The 19,198-nt window shown below is 63.7% G+C and carries 14 protein-coding genes and 1 pseudogene; 6 read left to right on the top strand and 9 right to left on the bottom strand.

The genetic code is table 11. From position 1 onward, the window contains the following. The first annotated feature begins 45 nt into the window (after nt 1-45). From ABWI03_RS21060 to ABWI03_RS21075, 4 genes are read left to right on the top strand one after another with little or no spacing between them, the layout of a single operon-like run. Entirely contained in the window at nt 46-681 is a 636-nt protein-coding gene (locus ABWI03_RS21060) for a TetR/AcrR family transcriptional regulator (protein WP_298774559.1), read from the top strand. Nucleotides 682-706: 25 nt separating this feature from the next. Continuing rightward, nucleotides 707-2,404 carry an AMP-binding protein gene (locus ABWI03_RS21065; RefSeq protein ID WP_298774558.1) on the top strand — a complete coding sequence of 566 codons (1,698 nt, stop codon included), beginning with the start codon at nt 707-709 and terminating at the stop codon, nt 2,402-2,404. Further along, the gene (locus tag ABWI03_RS21070) at nt 2,401-5,598 is read left to right on the top strand and encodes a carboxyl transferase domain-containing protein (protein ID WP_298774554.1); all 3,198 of its coding nucleotides are present in this window, start codon (nt 2,401-2,403) and stop codon (nt 5,596-5,598) included. The genes ABWI03_RS21065 and ABWI03_RS21070 overlap by 4 nt, the downstream gene beginning before the upstream one ends. Nucleotides 5,599-5,654: 56 nt before the next feature. Then, complete coding sequence (locus tag ABWI03_RS21075) at nt 5,655-7,025, top strand: sulfatase family protein (protein WP_235170972.1); 1,371 nt, start codon at nt 5,655-5,657, stop codon at nt 7,023-7,025. Here ABWI03_RS21075 and cysC read toward each other — a convergent pair. The 8 genes from cysC to ABWI03_RS21115 all read right to left on the bottom strand — a co-directional run bounded on the left by cysC (nt 7,022) and on the right by ABWI03_RS21115 (nt 14,112). Beyond that, nucleotides 7,022-8,902 carry an adenylyl-sulfate kinase gene (gene cysC / locus ABWI03_RS21080; protein ID WP_124566899.1) on the bottom strand — a complete coding sequence of 627 codons (1,881 nt, stop codon included), beginning with the start codon at nt 8,900-8,902 and terminating at the stop codon, nt 7,022-7,024. The genes ABWI03_RS21075 and cysC overlap by 4 nt on opposite strands. Next, the gene (cysD, locus tag ABWI03_RS21085) at nt 8,902-9,816 is read right to left on the bottom strand and encodes a sulfate adenylyltransferase subunit CysD (protein WP_298774547.1); all 915 of its coding nucleotides are present in this window, start codon (nt 9,814-9,816) and stop codon (nt 8,902-8,904) included. The genes cysC and cysD overlap by 1 nt, the downstream gene beginning before the upstream one ends. Further along, nucleotides 9,813-10,622, bottom strand: coding sequence for a trehalose 2-sulfotransferase (stf0, locus tag ABWI03_RS21090; RefSeq protein WP_298774545.1), 810 nt, complete (start codon nt 10,620-10,622; stop codon nt 9,813-9,815). The genes cysD and stf0 overlap by 4 nt, the downstream gene beginning before the upstream one ends. Nucleotides 10,623-10,744: 122 nt before the next feature. After that, complete coding sequence (locus tag ABWI03_RS21095; protein WP_298774543.1) at nt 10,745-11,686, bottom strand: copper resistance D family protein; 942 nt, start codon at nt 11,684-11,686, stop codon at nt 10,745-10,747. A gap of 4 nt (nt 11,687-11,690) precedes the next feature. Further along, entirely contained in the window at nt 11,691-12,209 is a 519-nt protein-coding gene (locus tag ABWI03_RS21100) for a copper resistance CopC family protein (protein WP_003944137.1), read from the bottom strand. After that, nucleotides 12,209-12,877 (bottom strand): YcnI family copper-binding membrane protein, encoded by a 669-nt coding sequence (locus ABWI03_RS21105; RefSeq protein WP_095969420.1) that lies wholly within the window; start codon nt 12,875-12,877, stop codon nt 12,209-12,211. Before ABWI03_RS21105 ends, ABWI03_RS21100 begins: the two co-directional genes overlap by 1 nt. 51 nt (nt 12,878-12,928) lie before the next feature. Continuing rightward, nucleotides 12,929-13,444, bottom strand: a complete 516-nt coding sequence (locus tag ABWI03_RS21110; RefSeq protein WP_095969421.1) for a hypothetical protein — start codon at nt 13,442-13,444, stop codon at nt 12,929-12,931. Between the two features lie 14 nt (nt 13,445-13,458). Continuing rightward, on the bottom strand, nt 13,459-14,112 hold the full coding sequence (locus ABWI03_RS21115; protein ID WP_003944178.1) for a DUF6474 family protein: 654 nt from the start codon (nt 14,110-14,112) through the stop codon (nt 13,459-13,461). Between the two features lie 124 nt (nt 14,113-14,236). Between ABWI03_RS21115 and ABWI03_RS21120 the strand changes: the two genes are divergently transcribed. Further along, the gene (locus ABWI03_RS21120) at nt 14,237-15,793 is read left to right on the top strand and encodes a TM0106 family RecB-like putative nuclease (RefSeq protein WP_298774939.1); all 1,557 of its coding nucleotides are present in this window, start codon (nt 14,237-14,239) and stop codon (nt 15,791-15,793) included. A gap of 1,110 nt (nt 15,794-16,903) precedes the next feature. Then, nucleotides 16,904-18,254: pseudogene (locus tag ABWI03_RS21125) on the top strand (putative bifunctional diguanylate cyclase/phosphodiesterase). Between the two features lie 55 nt (nt 18,255-18,309). Here ABWI03_RS21125 and ABWI03_RS21130 read toward each other — a convergent pair. Further along, on the bottom strand, nt 18,310-19,077 hold the full coding sequence (locus tag ABWI03_RS21130) for an SDR family NAD(P)-dependent oxidoreductase (protein ID WP_003944195.1): 768 nt from the start codon (nt 19,075-19,077) through the stop codon (nt 18,310-18,312). Nucleotides 19,078-19,198: the final 121 nt, after the last annotated feature.

The raw sequence follows: 19,198 nt of genomic DNA on the forward strand, positions 1-19,198 counted from the left end.
ACGCGGGGTCGGTTCTTGACATTGACGTCAACGTCAACACACACTGTGACGGTGACCACCAGCGAAACGCAGGAGCGAGCGCGGACAGCCCGCAAGCTCGGGGACGGTCCACGCCGGGCCGGCCTGCTCGATACCGCTGCGCTCTGTTTCGGCGAACTCGGATACGACGCTGTGACCGTCGAGACGATCACGACCAGGGCTGATGTTTCCCGGGCGACCTTCTACGCGTACTTCTCCTCGAAGGACGAGGTCTTCCGTGCCGTCGCCGAAATGATGTGTCGACGGTTCCTCGACGCTCAGCACATGGAGGGCCCGGCGGCCGAGGATCTACGCGAAGTTCTCCGAACGACCACGTCGGCGTTCATCACGGCCGTGTACACCTACGGTGACCTGCTCGCGGTGATCGAGCATCGGGCGCGGGTGGATTCCGAGGTCGAGCGCAGTTGGTCGGCGGTTCGCGAAAAGCTCGTGAGCCGCTACGTGCGCTTCGTCGAACGGATTCAACAGGTTCACGACGTGGATCCCTGCGTTTCGCCCCCGGTGCTCGTTCAGATGATCTCGGACGCACAGATGGCCGGTGGAGCACGACTGAGTAAGGCGAGTCTCGAAGAGCAGAACCAGTTCATTGCGGATATGACGACGATGTCCGAGCGGTTGATCGGGTTCGAAGAGTCGAAATAGATTTCTTTTACGAATGGAGTGATCGGTGGCAGAACAAGACGTGCTCGAAGCGGCTCTGGCGGAAATCTCCGCGCTGCAACAAGCGCATTGGCCCGCCGGCATTCCCCGCGCCGTCGAGTATCCGCTCGAAGGTGGGGGACTTGTCGACTACTTGCGGCATTGGGCGGTCGAGCGGCCGGATACTCCCGCAATCGTCTTCTACGGCCGGGTCGTCACGTATTCCGAATACGACGAGCTTTCGGATCGTTTTGCCGGATGGCTGCTTTCACTCGGAGTCGAACGCGGCGATCGCGTCGGCGTTCACCTGGTCAATTGCCCGCAGTTCCATATCGCGATGCTCGGCATTCTCAAGGTCGGTGCGGTTCACGTGCCGATCAATCCGCTCTTCCGTGAACACGAATTGATACACGAACTCAACGATGCGGGTGTCACGGTTCTTCTGACGCAGAACACCTTCTCGAAGTTGGTGAAGAAGATTCGTTCGCAGACACCACTCGAACACGTCGCGAAGACTGCCGTCTCCGACATGCTTACCGCGATCCCCACCGTCGAACTGCCCTTCGAGGTCGACGATCCGCGCCTGAGCGACTGGCAGTCGATCATCACCAGTGAGCGTGCGACTCCCGTTGCCACCGAACTCGATTCCCTCGCCGCCCTGAACTACACGGGCGGAACGACGGGAATGCCCAAGGGTTGTGAGCACACTCAGCGTCACATGGTTTACACCGCGGCCACCGCGACGCTTGCCGGTGGTGACCAGGTGGGTGCCAATCCGCCGGTATCTCTGGTGTTTCTGCCGATCTTCTGGATCGCGGGTGAGGACTTCGGCATTCTGGTTCCGCTCGTCAACGGCGGAACCGTTGTCCTGCTGAATCGTTGGGATGCGGAGACCACGCTCGACGCGGTCGAGACCTACGGTGTGACCTCACTGGTCGGAACCGTCGACAATTACGTCGAAATGATGGACACATCAGGGTTCGCGGAGCGAAATCTCTCGACACTCCAGAATGCCATGGCAGTCTCGTTCGTTCTCAAACTCGATCCGGCCACGCGCCAGCGGTGGCGCGAGGCTACCGGCGGTGTTCTGCGCGAAGCGAGCTACGGCATGACCGAAACCCACACCGCGGACACGATCACCCTCGGTTTCCAGGACGGCGACTACGACCTGAAAAGCGAGCCGGTGTTCTGCGGAATTCCGGTGCCCGGTACCGACGTTCTGATCGTCGATCACGACGGCAGGCCGGTTCCCGTCGGCGAGCACGGACAGATCATCGTGCGCAGTCCGTCGATCCTTTCCGCGTACTACCGCAACGAGGCTGCCACCGCCGACGCCATTCGTGACGGCTGGTTGCAGACAGGCGACGTCGGAAAGTTCAGTGAGCGTGGTGGTTTGCACTACCTGGCGCGTAACAAGGAAATGATCAAGACCAACGGCATGAGTGTCTTTCCCTCCGAGGTGGAAGCGCTGCTGATGCTCCATCCCGCGATCGAAAAGGCTGCGGTGGTGCCGAAACCGGATCAGGACAAGGGGCAGGTTGCTTTTGCGTTTGTCCAGCTGGTCGAGGGTTCCGACACCGCGGCCGACGAGATCGTCTCGTGGGCGAAGGAGAACATGGCCACGTACAAGGTGCCCGAAGTGGAAGTGCTCGAGGCGCTTCCGATGACTGCAACAGGAAAGGTGCGCAAGGGTGATCTGTTCGAGCGCACTCAGGGGGAAAAGTGAGACTGCTGATTGCGAACCGCGGCGAAATTGCGCTGCGGATCATTCGAACTGCCCGTGAACTCGGGATCGAAACGGTGTCGGTTTACGCCGAGGACGACGCGTCCAGTCCGCACGTCTCGGCGGCGACGGAGTCGGTGCCGCTCGGAGCTTCGGGCGCATCCGCGTATCTCGATCAGAGCGCACTGCTGAAGATCGCGGCCGAAACGGGCGCCACGCACGTGCACCCGGGCTACGGATTCCTCAGTGAGAATGCCGAATTCGCGCAGGCGTGTACCGAGGCGGGCATCGTCTTCGTCGGCCCGGACGCCCAGGTCCTCCGGACTTTCGGAGACAAAGCCGGCGCCCGGACCGCGGCTGTCGACTCGGGCGTACCGGTCCTGCCGTCGACATCGGCGAATGCCGACCTCGCGGAGGTACGTGAATTCTTCGAGCGCAACTCCCGCGGCATCATGATCAAGGCGCTCAGCGGTGGCGGTGGTCGCGGCATGCGCGCGGTGCGGGACCCGAAAGCTCTCGACGACGCGTACCGTGTGTGTGCGGCCGAAGCCCAGTCGGGGTTCGGTAGTTCGGCACTGTTCGCCGAGGTACTCAGTGAGCACGCTCGGCACATCGAAGTGCAGATCGTGGCGGCACCGGGGCAAGGCGGAACTCACGCGCTCGCTCTGGGTGACCGCGATTGCAGCGTCCAACGTCGGCATCAGAAGTTGATCGAGGTTGCGCCCGCGCAGGGGCTGTCGGAGGCCCTGCGCGAGCGTCTTCACGCTGCGGCCGCGAGGCTGTGCGCCGAGGTCGGCTACCGCGGCATCGCGACCGTCGAGTTTCTGGTCGAGGAACGCGGATTCGTCTTCCTCGAGGTCAATCCCCGAATTCAGGTGGAGCACACGGTGACCGAGGAGGTCACCGGAGTCGACCTCGTCGCCGTACAGCTCGCGATCGCGGACGGAGTTCCGTTCGAGAATCTGGACCTGCCAACCGGAATCACCGCTGTCGAGAAGGACTCGGAGACAGTCGGATCCGTGGCAATCGCATCGGGAATCGCGATCCAGGCTCGCGTCAACATGGAAACCATGACGCCGGACGGCAATGCGTTGCCGTCGTCGGGCACCCTCGACAACTTCACCCCTCCGGGCGGGCCCGGCGTGCGAGTGGACACCTTCGGTACGGTCGGCCTCTCGCCGAGTGCGCGGTACGATTCGCTGCTGGCGAAGGTCGTCACCCACACGCGTCGATCGGATTTCCCTGCTGCAGTGCGCAAGTCGATTGCAGCTCTGAGTGAGTTCACCATCGACGGTGTGGCGACCAACCTCGAATTCCTGCAGGCCATATTGTCCGACAAGGACTTCCGCGACGGTCTGGTCGACGTCGACTGGTTGGGTTCGCGATTGGCGGATCTTGTTCCCGAAGCCGGTCCGCAAACGCCTTCCTCGAACGTGGACGTGGCACCGGACGAAGACGTGGTTCGTGCACAGATGGCGGGCATCGTCGTCGAACTTGCCGCCGTCGGTGACGGTGTCCATGCGGGAGGCCAGGTTGCCGTCCTCGAGGCGATGAAGATGCAGCATGTACTTTCGGCGCCCGGTGACCTCGAAGTGGTCCGAGTGTTGTCGTCACCGGGACGATCGGTCGGAGCGGGCGAACCATTGCTCGTCGTTCGTAGCGCAAGCGCGGGCTCGAAGCTCGCCGAGGTCGACGAGGTGGACCTCGACGACGTCCGCCCCGATCTCGCGGAGATCATCGCTCGCCACGAGGTGACCCTGGACGCGGCGCGGCCCGCAGCTGTGGCCAAGCGCCACAAGCTGGGACGCCGGACTGCTCGCGAGAACGTCTACGACCTGGTCGACGACGACAGCCTGGTCGAGTACGGCGCTCTCGCGCTGGCAGCGCAGCGCAGTCGACGCAGCGAGGAAGACCTGATCGCCAACACACCCGCCGACGGACTGATCGGCGGAGTGGCGACCATCAGCGGCGGCGAGAGCGTCGTGATCTCGTACGACTACTCGGTGCTTGCCGGTACCCAGGGCATGCGCAATCACGCCAAGACCGACCGCCTGCTCGAGATCGCCGATCGCAAGCGAGTTCCGGTGGTTCTGTTCGCGGAAGGTGGCGGCGGTCGCCCGGGCGACACCGACGCGGGCGCGGGGGCGGGCCTCGAGCTGGGAACGTTCCGAGCCATGGCGGCTCTGAGCGGACGGGTGCCCATGGTCGCCGTCGTGTCCGGTCGTTGTTTCGCGGGCAACGCGGCCCTGGCCGGCGCGTGCGACGTACTGATCGCGACGCCCGACGCCAACATCGGCATGGGAGGCCCTGCCATGGTCGAGGGCGGCGGGCTCGGAAACTTCCGCCCCGAGGACATCGGCCCCATCGACGTGCAGCGCCGCAACGGCGTCGTACACCTGGTCGCTGACGACGACGCTCATGCTGTGGCCCTGGCCAAGCAGTACCTCGGCTATTTCCAGGGCGCGAGCGGAGAGTGGGCGGCTCCGGATCCGCGGCTCTCGCGGCACGTGGTGCCGGAGAATCGCCTGCGCTCGTACGACGTTCGTGGAGCGATCGAGGCGATCGCGGATGTCGACAGCGTCCTGGAACTGCGTCGAGATTACGGTCGCGGTGTAGTCACTGCACTCGTTCGCGTCGAAGGAGTTCCGTACGGTGTGCTGGCGAACAGCAGCGAGCATCTCGGCGGAGCGATCGACGCGGAAGCCTCCGACAAGGCTTCGGATTTCCTGGAGCTGCTGGAAGCGCACCGCATTCCTCTGGTGACCCTGTGCGACACACCGGGATTCATGGTGGGCCCGGACTCGGAGGAGGAAGCGACGGTCCGAAGGTTCGGCAGGTTCTTCGTTGCCGGTGCTCGCCTCACGGTGCCGTTCGGAACGATCATCCTGCGCAAAGGTTACGGGTTGGGCGCCATGGCGATGGCCGGTGGTTCCTTCCACGCACCCGAGTTCACGGTGGCGTGGCCGACCGGCGAGATCGGGCCGATGGGTCTGGAAGGCGCGGTGCGTCTCGGTTTCCGCAAGGAACTCGAGTCCGTCGAAGATCCGGAGGCTCGGGAAACCCTGTTCGGTCAGTTCGTGGAACTGGCCTACGCACAGGGCAAGGCTCTGATGGCGGCGACCACGTTCGAACTGGACGACGTCATCGATCCGGCCGACACCCGAGCCTGGATCAGGCAGCTCGGCAGAAACAGTTGAGATCCTGCTGATTCGAGCTGTTGCCGCACGTGGGCGGGGCAACTAGCCTTGCCCACGTGTCGGCTGCGCGAGATAACGTCCTGATCATTCATTGGCACGACCTGGGGCGACACCTCGCGAGTTACGGTGTCGCCGGGGTCAACAGCCCCCATCTCGACCGACTGGCAGCAGAAGGTATCCGCTTCACCGACGCACACGCGACGGCGCCGCTGTGCTCACCTTCGCGCGGTTCGCTCTTCTCGGGCAGGTATCCGCACAACAACGGTCTGATCGGGTTGGCGCACCACGGCTGGGAGTACCACGCCGAGGTGCAGACGCTCCCGCAAATCCTCTCCGACAACGGCTGGTACACCTCGCTGTTCGGCATGCAGCACGAGACTGCGTATCCGAAGCGACTGGGCTATCACGAGTACGACGTCACCAACTCGTTCTGCGACTACGTGGTTCCGCGTGCCCAGAACTGGTTACGACGCTTCCCACCCGAGCCGTTCCTGCTCACCACGGGGTTCTTCGAAACGCATCGGCCGTACCCGGCCGATCGCTACACACCGGCGGACACCGCAGCGCTGGAGGTTCCCGGATACCTTCCCGACGTGCCGCAGGTACGCGAGGATCTGGCCGAATTCCACGGCAGCGTAGAGGTGGCCGACGCCGCGGTGGGTGATCTGCTCGGGACGCTCGAGGAAGAGGGGCTCGACGAGAACACGTGGGTCTTCTTCCTCACCGATCACGGCGCCGCGTTCCCGCGTGCCAAGTCGACGCTCTACGCCCCGGGTACCGGAATTGCGTTGATCGCTCGCCCTCCGGCTCGGTATCGCAGTGGCGGAAAGGAATACGAGACACTCTTCAGCGGTGTGGACCTTGTTCCGACCATTCTCGATCTCCTCGGCATCGATGTCCCCGCCGAGGTGGAAGGTCGCTCGCACGCCGATGCCCTCGTCGATCGTGGAACCCAGCCTTCCGAGCCCGTCCGGACTTCCTTGTTCACGGAGAAGACCTTTCACGACAGCTTCGATCCCATTCGAGCGGTGCGCACCAAGGACTACAGCTATATCGAGAACTACGCCGTCCGCCCGGCTCTGGATCTACCGCTCGACATCGAGGACAGTCTCTCCGGAAAGGCGCTCGGCACCGAGCATCTGGCGGTACGTGCGCCTCGGGAGCTGTACGACCTGCGGTCCGACCCTGACGAGAAGATCAATCTGATCGATCGACCGGAAGTGTCGGCGGTACAGGCGGAATTGTCCTCGCAGCTTCACACGTGGCGCGCCGAAACGGATGATCGTCTTCCCGACGAGGCATTGGGTAGCGCGATGGCCGTGCACCGCATGGCGGCATATCTCGAAAAGATCGGTGTCCGACCCAACGTGCGGTCCGCCTACAGCGCGGACCGCGGCTATCTCGAGTCGGACACCGAAAACCCCTAGGGCCTGGTGGCTTCGCGTTCTTCCAACAATGCGATGACCCGCTCGACCAACTCGGAGATGTCAGCCCCCGTCGTGTCGAAAGCCAGGTCCGGGTCCTCCGGGGTCTCGTACGGCGCGTCGATACCGGTGAGTCCCTTCAGTTCACCCGCTCGCGCACGTGCATACAGGCCCTTGGGATCTCGGCGTTCGCATTCTTCGACGGGAGTGGTGACAGCAATTTCGAGAAAGGTGAGCCCGGCAGCTTCGTTGAGAGCACGCGCAATTGCCCGGTCCGAACGCAGTGGCGAAACCATCGACGCGATGGCCACCACGCCGGCGTCGGCGAACAGTCGAGTGAGATGTCCGACGCGCCGGATGTTCTCGGCCCGATCTCCCGGTGAGAACCCGAGATCGTCGGAGATACCGTGGCGGACGTTGTCACCGTCCAGGAGGTACGCGGTGCGTCCCGCGTCGACCAGCGCACGTTCGACAGCCACAGCTACGGTGGATTTTCCGGAGGCGGGCAGGCCGGTCAACCAGATCGTCGCGCCCTTCTGGGTGGTAGACGCCCACCGCCGTTGACGTTCGAGTGAGGACGGATGCCATTTGATGTCGTTGCGGGTCTGTTCACCGGGAACGACGACGCGTGGTTCGAGAATGGTGCCTGCGCCGACGGTGTCGTTACTCTGCTCGTCGATCAGAATGAACGCGCCGGAGTCCCGATTATGGTCGTAGGTATCGGCGACCACCACGGAACTGGTTCGGAGCGTCACCGTTCCGATGTCGTTGAGCCCCAACTCCACCGGGCTGTCCTGCTCGTCGAGCGTCTCGGGATCGAGTCGGGTGTGCAGTTCTTGAACGGTCGCTCGCACGGTCCGGGACGTATGTTTGAGTGCTATCCGATCGCCGGCTCGCAGTGGCGTGTTCGACAACCAGCAGATCGTGGCTTCGAGTTCTCGGGCCAGAACCGGCAAGTGGGCCTGCGCACCTCCGCTGACCAGAACGTCGCCACGTCCGACGTCGATGTCGTCGGCCAGTTCCACCGAAACCGACAGTGGTGCAACGGCGGTAGTGCGGTTGTCGTCGAGGGTGTCGAGGCCGATCACGGTGCTCTTCGAGCCGGACGGCAGGACCACTACCTCGTCTCCGACGCTCAGTGTGCCTGCCGATATTCGGCCGGTGTACCGGCGCCGATTCTGTGGATCGGGACGCGAAACCCACTGCACGGGAAGCCGAAGCTCCTCGATGTGTGTCGCAGGCGCATGGAGTTCGACGCCTTCGAGATATTCGAGAAGTGTCGGCCCGTCGTACCACGCGGTGTTCTCGGAACGCGTCACGACGTTGTCGCCGGCCTTCGCGGAGACCGGGATGGCAAGTACGTCCTCGCGTCCGACTTGCCGCGCCAAGGCTCGCAGTTCTTCCTGCACCTGAGCGAACCTCGCTTCGTCGAAATCCACCAGATCGATCTTGTTCACCACGGCCACAAGGTTCGGAACACCCAGTAGCGCAGCGATTCTGGCGTGCCGACGCGTCTGACGCAGCACGCCGGTCCTCGCGTCGACCAGCAGGACCGCCACGTGCGCATTGGAGGCTCCGGTGAACATGTTGCGCGTGTAGCGCTCGTGTCCCGGGGTGTCGGCGAGTACGTAACTTCTTGTCGGAGTGGAGAAGAATCGGTACGCGACGTCGATCGTGATGCCCTGTTCACGCTCGGCGCGTAGTCCGTCGGAGAGTGCAGCCAGGTCGGCGACACCGTGCTCGTCGGTCACGGAATCGAGGTGATCGGTTGGCAGGCTGTCGGTGTCGTGCAACAGTCGGCCGATCAGCGTGCTCTTGCCGTCGTCGACGCTACCCGCCGTTGCCAGCCGCAGGAGTTGGCGAGTGATGGTGGTGGTCATCAGAAGTAGCCCTCACGCTTTCGGTCTTCCATCGCGGCGACCGACGTTCGGTCGTCTGCGCGAGTCTCGCCTCGTTCGGACACCGTCGCGGCCGAGATTTCGGTGACGACGTCGTCGATGGTGGTGGCGTGCGATCGAACGGCGCCGGTGATGGTCAGATCGCCGACGGTTCGATATCGCACCCACTCGCTCGTTGCCGCGGCGTTCTCGGCGTCTGTGCTGAATTCGGAAGCAGCGAGGAGCATTCCGTCGCGCTCGAACACCCGCCGTTGGTGCGCGAAATAGATGGACGGCAGTTCCAGTTCCTCCTGGGCGATGTAGCGCCAGATGTCGAGCTCGGTCCAGTTGCTCAGGGGGAAGACACGAACGGACTCGCCGCGTCTGATCCGACCGTTGTAGAGCGACCACGGTTCGGCCCGTTGCGCTCGCGGGTCCCACTGGCCGAACTCGTCACGGAAGCTGAGGACTCGTTCCTTGGCTCGCGCGCGTTCCTCGTCCCGGCGGGCGCCGCCGAACGCGGCGTCGAACCTTCCACCTTCGAGAGCGTCGAGCAGGGTTCTGGTCTGCAGGCGGTTTCGCGATCCGCTGGTCTCGGTCGACTCCTGCACTCTGCCCTGGTCGATCGAATCCTGAACGGAGGCAACCAGAAGTGTGTGTCCACCCTCCTTGATTCGGCGGTCGCGAAATTCGATGACCTCCTCGAAATTGTGACCGGTGTCGACGTGCAGAACCGGGAAGGGGAGCGGGGACGGCCGAAACGCCTTCTCGGCCAGTCGAAGCAGGACTATCGAATCCTTGCCGGCCGAGAAGAGCAGTACCGGTCTTTCGAGCTCTGCCACCACCTCTCGAATGATGTGAACCGCTTCGGATTCGAGAACTCGGAGTTCGTCGACCACATCGGTGACGGTGCTCATGTGACGGGGTATCCGTTCTGTTCGGCGTCGATGCGGTAGCGCTGCACCCATTCGCGGGATCGTCCGTCGCTCTGACGGCGCAGCGGCGGTGGTGGGGCCAGTTGTCCGTCGAGGCCGAGGGAGATGAGAGTTTTTGCGACCACGGACTGCGGGTCTTCGGTGAGATCGCGGAACCCGATCTCGATGGGAGAGATGTCCTCCTCCTCGAACCAGCGCTTCCAGTGGCGTTCCTGCTCACCGAGAATCGTCACCAGGTGCGCGATTCCGAGCGCGTTGTACTGCGCACCGTCCGAGAGATTCGGTGGAGTCGCGTCGTCGCGCCAGACCTGTGTCTGCACGGCGCGCCACATCGACACAGCTTGAGCGACAACATCTTCTCGATAGACGTGGATGAACTGCAGGTCGTGATCGAGGGTGTCGTGGAGTGCCGAACGAAGGTCCGTCCCACTGCGCCACGGCAGTCCGGCCGCGCGATCGAGCAGGAGCGGCGTCTGATTCCACATCAGCTTGCCGCCCCAGACTCCGTTGGGGGTTCGGCCGAGTTCGAGTAGTTGTGTGCGCCACTGTTCGGAGGTGCGAGTGTCCGGCGTGCCCGGGTGAAACGGGGCGAGCAGGCTCAGGACGGACTCGTCCGTGACGTCCTCGAACCACTGCCTCGGTTGAGGCGATCGAGAGGTCTCGGGGAGGTACTGGAAGAACTCTTCCGGCTCACCCGCGACCCCGGTTGCTCGCAGGGATTCGACCAGCAAAGTACTGCCGCTGCGCTGCGAAGCGCAGACGAGAAACGAGCGTTGGGCCTCCGTCATGCGAGCAACGCTAAGGGCGGCCGGAAACCGCCGCAAGCTGGGAAAATAAACTCACGTAGAGGTTAAATCTCGACGTGAAACGTTAAATGTGCGGGTCACGAAATCTTGCGCTGATGCACGTCTTACGCAGTTGTCGCAAGGGCCGCGGCGAGCCCGAAAGCGATGGCCATGAACACAACTTCACCGATGGCGCGGCGCAGGGATCCGTCCGAACTCATGCGGTGTGCAGCACTCACGACCACCCACGTCCGGCGCCACCACCATCCCAGGGCGACGAGCAGCGCGATCACCACGATCTTGGCGAGGATCACCCGGCCGTATGCGGTGTCGTAGAAGGCGGAGAGTGAGTCGAGTCGCACAACGGCGTTGACGATACCGGTGACGACCAACGCGAGGACGCATCGCCAGGCGAGGGCGGAGTACTTGGGCAACCAGATCGCCCATGAACCGCGCGACGGTACGGCAAGGGCGAGTGCGGCGAGCACGCCGAACCACAGGGCCGCCGCGAGGACGTGAACGGCGTCGAGGATCGATCCGAAGCTCTGCTGCGCCATGTGCCCGGTGATCGGGCGGGCAGCGAGCGCCAACGCGGAGACGACCAATGCCGGTGCGACGGGCACCGTCTCGGGGTTTGTGAATCCGTAGATGCCGTAACAGACGACGGCAAACGCGCACGCGATGATCGCGACGCCGACGCGGCCGACGTTGACCTCGGAGACGAATGCGCCGAAGTGCCCGATGGTCAGCGAGGTGACCGGGGCGCCGTCGGCCGCTGCGGCATTGAGCACGAGGAGCGTGATCTCGGCGACGAGCCACACTGCTGCCACCGCGGTGAGCTGAGTCCACATGACGGCGGGGGATGTTGCCGGGCGGCGTTCACTGCGGCCCATCCAGGCAAGCGTCGCGATGCCGAGCGTCAACGAGCCGCATCCGATCGCGAGAACGCGGACCGTGCTCGACGATTCGGGTCCTGACGGACTCGCGAGCCCCCAGGCGATCAGGACTCCCAGCAGAGCTGTGGGTACGGCAAACAGCAACCACCACCTGTTTGCCGTACCCGTCACGCGATCAGCTCGACTTCGGCTTACGGAGCACGAAGAACAGCGCACCGCCGAACACGACGACGCCGGCGACGATGAAGATCCACACCGGCATGCTGCCGGACTCCGACTCACCCGTACTCGACGCGGCGGCAGCGCCGGGAGTGCCCGACCCCGCCTCGGTGAGGGTGAACGTCAGGGTTCCGTTGACGGGGTGGCCGTCAGCGGAGGTGACGCGGTACGCGATCGTGTAGACGCCGGTCGGCCCGAGATCACCGAGGTCTGCACTGACAGTGGGACCTTCGACGGACGGATCGCTCTTGGTCCAGAGGTTGCCGTCGGGACCGGTGACGGTCAGTGCCGCGAACTGCGCCTGCAGGGCCTCGTTGAACGTGACCGAAACCGTATCGGGTGCAACTTGAATCGACGCACCGTTTTCGGGGTTGGAACCGACCACTGCGGAGTGCGCGCTGGCTGTGCCCATTCCGAGCATCGTGGCCAGCATCGCGAGCATGCCGACGGCGATGACCTTGATCCGGGTACTCATCAGCGCTTGCTCCTGACCAGTGCGCCGAGGCCGAGTGCAGCGCCCAACGCGCCGAGCACCAGGCCGACGCCGCCGAGCCAGCGGGCGGTGTTGTCCGACGAAGAAGATTCGGAGGCAGCGGACGTCTCGGCAGTGTTATCGGCAGAGGGCGCTCCGTGCGCGTCACCGGTGGACGCGGCGAGAGTCAGCGTCGGCGCGGGCTTGTCCGGCTCACTGCCGTCGGCAAGCTCTTCCTGATCCCAGTTGACGACGTTGCCGTCGCTGTACGTCTGGACGGCCTTGAACTCGACCTCTTCCTGCTCCGGCAGCGGGCCGGCAGAAAGGACGAACTGCTGGAACTGGCCGGGGGCGATGCCGACGCCGGGATCGGCCGTCCAGGTCACGGACTTCGCGACCAGCGAGGTGGGGTCCTTCTCCACGACAGCGGTCCAGCCGGGCATCGGTTCGGTACGTGCCGACTTGAGGTCGGGGAGTGCCACCGTCAGCTTGGTGGTCGAAGCGGTGTCGGATTCGGTGGGCACGCGGAACGTGAGAACGGAGTATCCGCCCTGGGTGGCTCCCGGTGCGACGACGCTGACGTGTGCTGAAGCAATTCCGGCGGCCAGCAGCACCGCGCTGCCGGTAGCGACGGTCGTGACAACCGCACGCGAAATCAGGGTGTTCTTCATGTCGGGAAGTGTCCTCTGGTCTGGTGAAGGGGTGGGGAGTTCTACGAATCTTCAGACCAGGGCAGGAGGACCGCGCCGCGAGATGCTGGCGCGAAGCAGAGCGTCGACAGGTCCGTGATGGATTCCGGTCGAGACGGTGTGGCCGCGGGAAGTGACGGCGGCGGGCGCCAGGGACGCCAGGACGACGTGAAGAGCGTGAGTGACAACCCGGTAGAGGCGCTCGGCAGCCAGGACCGCCAGCGCACAGGCGACGGTGGCACCGGCGTGAGCACCGAGCATCACCAATCCCGGAGCGGGCGAATGAGCGTGCTCGGAGAGCGTCATGGTGGTGTGCGCGGCAAGCTGACCCAGGCCCAGAGCCACGATCAGGGCGGCGGGCCCCCGCGAGAGGGCGGGGAGGGTGGCTGTGACGGCACCGACGGTTGCGCAGACTGCGAGCAGCAGGGTCAGCGAAGACGACTGTGGCAGCTCACCTCCACCGATTCCGTGCGCAGCGACAGCGAGAGCAGCCGAAGCGGAACCGACAGCTGTCCCCCGGAGGGTCGCGGTCTGCTCGGCTGCTCTCACTGTCTTTCTCAGGTCTAGCGCACGCCGAGGCGTGCGAGCAGATCTGCTTCGACGCCGTCGAGTTCGGAAGAAATTGCCTGATGAGCTGCCTTTCGGCGAGCCTGCGGCATCTGCTCGGCAGCACGAACTGCCGTGCTGAGATCGCCGAGGCGCTCACGGATGGCGGCAGCGAAACGCTGCGTCTCCGCGTCGTCGGGCTTGCGGCTGAGGATCTCGGTGACCGAGCTCTCGGCACCGGCGATACGAGCGCTCAACTTCGCGCCGTGACCGGTGTAGTCGCCGAGCTGGTCGACGGCGATGCCCATCTTCTGTGCGCGCGTGGTGTCGAGCTGGGCGCGAACTGCCGTAGCCGCGCGGTACGCGATCGGCAGGAGAACAGGGGCAAGCAGACGTGCCACGCCCAGGTACTTGCGAACCTTGGCGACGGTCAGGCCCTGATTCGCAGCAGCCTTCTCCTGCGCCTTCAGGGTCGCGATTTGCGCCTTTTCGATCTTGTGCTGTGACTCGATCTCGGCTTTCTCCAGCTTCTTGAGCGACTTGGTCTCGACCTTGTCGCGCTTACGCTGGCTCTTGGCGTTGAGCTTCGCCTCGACCTCAGCCTTGTGCTTGAGAGCCTTTGCCTCCGCCTTGCGGGTGGCACGAGACTTTCGCTTCTTGAACAACCCCATCGAAAAGGACCCCGTTTCCAGGTGTTTGTGTGTTGCCAGGTACCTGCGCTTCGGCTTCAGCCTAGGGGAGCACATAATCTTCGTCATCGTGTGTTCCGTTAACAACCCCGCGCCCCAGCTCCCGATCATCGATTCGGGGGCGTTGACCCGATGCCGCCATCGGGTGCGTCTGGACGGGTTGTTTCCCGGGAAATCGGCTTCGGAACCCGTCGACACCGGCGTGAAGCAACGCCAGGATGCCGCGATCGCAAAGCGTGCCGAGATCGCCGAACTGGTGATCGGTGCTGCTCCCGCGCGTTGGGTGAAGATCAACCCCGATCAATCGGCGTCGGCTCAGGCTCGAGACACTCTGGCTGCCTGTGAGGCCGGCGCGGACCGGATCTGGGGCGCCGTGTTGCCGGTCGAGCGAGACACCGGCCGCAAGGGCCGATGCGAAATGCTCATCCGTGACGAGGGAGGCGGCGGGTACATCCCTGTCATTGTCGTCAATCACAAGGTGACCGATCCAGGCCAGGGCGCGATCACCTCGGGGCTCTTCGACTGGGAGCCAGCGGTCGATCCCAAACGCAAGGTCCGCAGTCAGGTCCGCGATCAGATGCGCGTCGCGCAGGTCTATCGGATGCTCGAGCGTCGTGGGCTGGCTAGCCCGTCTCTGACAGCCGGCGCGATCGGTTACAACGGCGACTGCATCCTCGTCCACGACCTCAGCGCGATTCTCGACGATTACGACGAGCGTTTCGCCGACCGCATCGCTGTTGCCCGCGGTGAGGTGCTGACGTCCCCGTCACAGGTGAGCGAGTGCAAATCGTGCCCGTGGTGGACCGAATGCAAGCAGGAGTTGGTCCGAAACCGCGACGTCAGCCTTGTCGCTGTCGGATCGCGAGCCGAGCTTCTGCGTGATGTCGGCTGCAACACGATCGATCAGTTGGCCGCCTGGGAAGGTGAGCCGCTCGAGGATTGGCCGCACGGAAATTTCGACGACGCAGTGGTGATCGCGAAGGCGTGGTTGGCAGACGCCCCGTTGGTGCGGCGGTTCGAGAAGATCTCGGTGACCCGGGCGGACATCGAGATCGACGTCGACATGGAGAGCTATCAGGAGCACGGCGCCTACCTGTGGGGAACGTTGCTCAATGTCGGTGGCTTCTCGATGTATCGAGGATTCGCGACGTGGGATCCGCTGCCGACGCGTGACGAGGCGCGGTCGTTCGCGGAGTTCTGGGGTTGGCTGATGGCGGAGCGTGCCGCGGCGGCTGCTTCGGGTAAAACCTTTGCCGCATACTGCTATTCGCGTTCGGCCGAGGACAAGTGGTTGTTGGACTCGGCGCGCAGGTTTGCCGGTGAACCCGGGATTCCGAGCAAGGACGAGATCCGTGAGTTCATCGACAGCCCGCAGTGGGTCGACATCTATCAAGCGGTGAGTGATCAGTTCATCTGCCCGAACGGCAAGGGACTCAAGAAGATTGCGCCCGTGGCCGGGTTCAACTGGCGTGACGCCGAAGCTGGTGGTGAAGCGTCGATGGCGTGGTACCGCGAGGCGGTCGGCTACGACGGTGAGCCGGACGAGACGCAACGGACACGCATCCTGCAGTACAACGAGGACGACGTCATTGCCACCAAGGTCCTACGTGAGTGGATGACGGACCGCGCGGAGAAGGAAATTCCGTTGGCTTCCGAGCTGTAGCACTGACCTCTGTCGCTATTGTCTGAAACGTCCTATTTAACAGGATGTTTCGATTCGAAGTTTCTCGTCATCGTGTGTCTGGAACCCGTATCCGCGCTACCTTCATCTGGTCGGCTCCACGATGGAGGGTATTGAATGCTGAGCAGGCTGACTTCGAGTGCGAGCGACGCCGAACTGTCTGACGTCGAGCGACGTGACCTCTTCGCGCGCCAAGTCCGCCAAGTGACAACGGTCGCTCCACTGGCCAACGTCGCGAATTTCTTCAGTGCATGCGCCTTGCTGGCCTATGTCGTGCCTCCGGGGCGCGAAGATTTCCGTGTGATCTGGGGAGCGGCAGCGCTCGCAGTCATTCTCAATTCGGTGCGTGTGTGGTTGCCGAGGGTCATTCAGGGAGAGAGCTATTCGCCCAAGCACACGACGCGGTACGACTACTGGGCACTGATGCTCGAGGTGGTACTGCTGGGCGTTCTGTACACGATCCTTGCAGCCGAGATGCTTCCGGTGATAGACGGTTCGCGAAAGCTGGTTCTGATCGCGACCATCGCCGGCGTGGTGGGTGCCGGTGCAGTTGCGCTGTCGACTGTTCGGTCGCTGGGTTTGGCCTGGATTCTGGTGCACGGTCTGGGATTGTTGTTCGTCATGCTTGCCGGGGCGACGGCCGAGTACTTCGTCCTTTCGTTTCAACTCGTCGTCTACATCAGCATTCTGTGCGTCGGCGTTGTCTATCTGTGGGCGTCGTTCCGAAGTCGTTGTCTTGCAGAGTTCGAGGCTGCTGCCGAGCGCCAGACGGTCAGTTTACTTCTCGACGATTTCGAGGGCGGGTCACGCGACTGGCTGTGGGAAGTCGACACCACCGGGACGTTGTCGCACACCTCCGCTCGGCTGTCACAGATCTCGGGAGTTCCCGTCTCCGACCTGCGAACCCTGTCGCTGCGCGGATTGTTGGATCGGCTCGACGTCGGTTCGACGAAGAGTGGTCGAGCCGCGGTCCAGGTCATCGGAGATCACCTCGACCGCCTCATGCCGTTTCGTGAGGTCGTCGTTCCCGTTCGTGTTGGCGGCGTCGACCGATGGTGGTCTCTGTCGGGTCATCCCAGGCTTTCCGAGGCCATGGAGTTCGTGGGTTGGCGAGGTGTGGGCTCGGACATCACCGAGAAGTACAACTACGAGCGGCGCATTCTGTGGCTTGCTGCAACCGACGGACTGACCGGGCTCCCTAATCGCCGGACGTTCGGCTCGGAGCTGTCCGACGCACTCGGCACCGTCCGGACCGGCGAGCAGGTTCTGGTCGGCATCCTCGACCTGGACAATTTCAAGTCGGTGAACGACACGCTGGGGCACCCTGTCGGTGACAAATTGTTGATTTCCGTTGCTGCACGGCTCAATCGATTGGTCGACGGCGCCATGTGTGCGCGAATCGGGGGCGACGAATTTGGCGTCGTCCTGCGGGGAACAGGGGACGGCGGCGAGGTGTTTGCCCGCTATCTGGGCGCATTGCGTGAGCCGTTTTTCGTGCGGGGGAATCGCATCGAGGTTCGTGCATCGATCGGTTATGCCAGCTCACCGGCAGATTCCGAAGACGCGGACACGCTTGTCATGTCCGCGGACCTGGCGCTGTATGCGGCAAAATCCGCCGGCAAGAACCGGGTCGGAAAATACTCGCCGGTCCTGCGCGCGCGGGCCAGGGAGCGAGCATCGGCCCTGCAAGAGCTTGGGCTTGCGATCGAGTCTCGGCAGTTCGAGCTGTACTACCAACCGCAGGTTCGTGCGGACACCGGCCGCGTCGAGGGTTTCGAGGCACTGCTTCGCTGGAATCATCCGGTGCGTGGAGTGCTTGCGCCGCACATTTTCATCGACGTCGCGGAAGAGACGGGTTTGATCGTCCCGCTGGGGCTTCAGGTTTACACATGGCCTGCGCTGAAGCGACGACGTGGCCCGATGACACCTACGTGACGGTGAATGTCTCTCCGGTGCAACTGATGTCGTCCGGCTTCGGATCGGCCGTGAACGATGCGCTGGAGGCGTCCGGTCTGTCCAGCAAACGGCTCCAGCTGGAGATCACAGAGACGGGAGCGGTAGAGGAGCTTGCCGTCGCCGAACTGGATCGTCTGCGTGCCACCGGGATTGCGATCGCCCTGGACGACTTCGGGACCGGCTATTCGTCTTTCGAGAGTTTGAAGAAACTGCCATTGGACATTCTCAAGATCGACCGTCGTTCATCACCGAATTGAGCGAGGGTGATTCGGCAGTCGTCACGTCGGTGGTCGAGGTGTCGAAGGCGCTCGGAATGCAGTCATTGGCGGAAGGCGTGGAGACGGCCGACCAGTTGAGGCTCCTGCGCACCGCCGGTTGCGAATTGGTTCAGGGTTACTACATCAGTCGGCCGATACCCGCGGCCGAGGTGGCCGAATATCTGAGCGCAACTGCACAAACCAGCGGTGGGTATTTTCATTCGTTCTGACAACTGTGCGCCTTTATTAACCGCGGGCGGTTAATAAAGGCGCACAGCAGGGAGGTTAGCGCGGCGCCATGCGGAGTGCGCCGTCCATGCGGATGGTCTCGCCGTTGAGGTAGTCGTGTTCGACGATCATCTGCGCGAGCTGTGCGTACTCGGACGGCTGGCCCAGACGCGACGGGAACGGGACGCCGGCTTCGAGGCCCTTGCGGTACTCGTCGGTGACGCCTGCGAGCATCGGGGTGTCGATGATGCCGGGAGCGATGGTGTTGACGCGGATGCCGAACTGCGCGAGGTCGCGGGCAGCCGGAACAGTCATGCCGTGCACGCCACCCTTGGAGGCGGAGTACGCGATCTGGCCGATCTGGCCTTCGAAGGCGGCAACGGAAGCGGTATTGATGACAACGCCGCGCTGGCCCGACTCGTCGACGGCCTCGGTCTTGGCGATGGCGTCGGCGGCCAGGCGCATGACGTTGAAGGTACCGAGCAGGTTGACGGTGATGACCGTGCGGAACAGCTCGAGGTCGTGCGGGCCCTTCTTGGACAGGATGCGTCCGGCCCAGCCGACACCGGCACAGTTGACGACGATGCGCAGCGGGGAGCCCGACTCGACGATCTGGTTGATCGCTGCTTCGACCTCTTCGCCGCTGGTCACGTCGGTGGGGATGAGGGTGACGCCGGCGGGGACGTTGTCACCTGCGCGCTCGATCGACGCGGGCAGATCCAGGCCGAAGACGGTAGCGCCGGCGTCGGCGAGGCGCTTGGCTGTTGCGGCGCCCAGGCCTGATGCCGCTCCGGTGACCAGTGCTGCGGTTCCCTTGATTTCCACTTCGTGTGCTCCTCGAGTTAGCGATCGGTAAGGCGGTGGTGCGTGTCGAGAACCATAACGCGAGGGTGCATGTGAGGGCGAACGCGCAAGACCCGCGCCGGGCTGGGTACCTTGGACGCGA

Origin of the sequence: Rhodococcus baikonurensis, from assembly GCF_040489275.1 — a bacterium.
GTDB classification, from domain to species: domain Bacteria; phylum Actinomycetota; class Actinomycetes; order Mycobacteriales; family Mycobacteriaceae; genus Rhodococcus_F; species Rhodococcus_F baikonurensis.